Raw genomic sequence first — 1155 nt, 5'->3', positions numbered from 1 at the left:
TGTAGGAGTCAACTGTCATCCAGGCTGCACGGGAGGCGGTGCCCAAGGTGCTTGATCGCGCGCCATGGCGTTGAGCATGGTGAGGTACTTGCGCATGCATGCGGTTACGGCGAGCTTTGGGGGTTTGCCGGCCGCGCACAGTCGCTGGTAGGTCTGTGCCAGCGGGGAGCGGGCCCGGATGGCGGCCCAGGTGGCCATGTACAGCACGCGGCGCACATCCGACCGTCCGCCGCTGATGCGTCGTTGTCCCCGCCATTGGCCGCTGTCGCGGTTGTAGGGGGCCAGTCCAACCAAGGCGGCGACCTGGCGTCGGTTCAGCTGGCCCAGTTCTGGCAGGCGGGCAGCCAGGGTGGCACGCAGGATGGGGCCCAGCCCGGGGGCGGCGGCCAACGCCTGGGGGCACTGTGCAAGCGCTTGCCGCAGGGGGCCCTCGATCTGGGCAATGCGTTGCTGCAGGTGGTCGATGAGTTCCCGCAGGCAGGCCTGCGCGGGCCCATGGCGCATCTGCTGCAGGCGGCGACGATGGTTGTCGCGCTCGCCGATCAGGGCACGGCGCAGTTGCAGCCATTCGCGCAGGATCTGCACGGCAGGGGCCAGGGGTGGCGTCGGCGGCGCCGGCAGTAGCTGGGCGGCCAGTGCCAGCACGCGGGCGTCGATCGCGTCGGTCTTGGCCTTCAGGCCCAGGGCGCGGGCCAGGTCGCGTGGACGCCGGGCCGGCAGGCGCACCGCCTCCAGCCCAGCCCGGTGCAGGACCTCCAGCAGATCGCGCTCGTAGCCGCCGCTGGCCTCGAACACGATCCGGCTGCACTCCAGTGGCAGCAGCCAACCGAGCAGTTCGACCAGGCCATTGGCGTGGTTGAGGAAGGTTCTGTTCAGCTCTTCGGGCAGGACATGGACGACCAACTCGTCCTTGGACACATCGATGCCGACATATGAGTTCATGCAGCCTCCGTAGTAGCCTGGGCAACGAGAGCACTCCCATCGATCCCAGGCTTGTTCTACTTCGGACTGCCATCCGATCAACTGTTCGGGCTGCGATGGGAGCAGGGAGTGCGGCGCCCCTGACTCCTACACGTGCTCAGGCACTGCGACTGAACGGGCTGCCGCACTCCGCTCTCGCCTCCAAATCTAACGGCTGGAAAGACACAAGCGACT

Annotated in this window: 1 protein-coding gene; it reads right to left on the bottom strand. The window is 67.7% G+C overall.

Annotation, left to right across the window (positions count from 1 at the left end):
• Positions 1–15 precede the first annotated feature (15 nt).
• Positions 16–942, bottom strand: a complete 927-nt coding sequence (locus LRX76_RS18700; protein ID WP_231807138.1) for a transposase — start codon at positions 940–942, stop codon at positions 16–18.
• Positions 943–1155: the final 213 nt, after the last annotated feature.

Origin of the sequence: Stenotrophomonas sp. MMGLT7, assembly GCF_021168555.1 — a bacterium.
GTDB lineage: Bacteria > Pseudomonadota > Gammaproteobacteria > Xanthomonadales > Xanthomonadaceae > MMGLT7.
Note: the sequence above shows the minus strand (reverse complement) of the source record. Positions and strands in the feature narration are given on the sequence as shown.

Coding starts and splice junctions, on each gene's coding strand:
- LRX76_RS18700 (WP_231807138.1), bottom strand. CDS start 942: ATGAACTCATATGTCGGCATCGATGTGTCCAAGGACGAGTTGGTCGTC.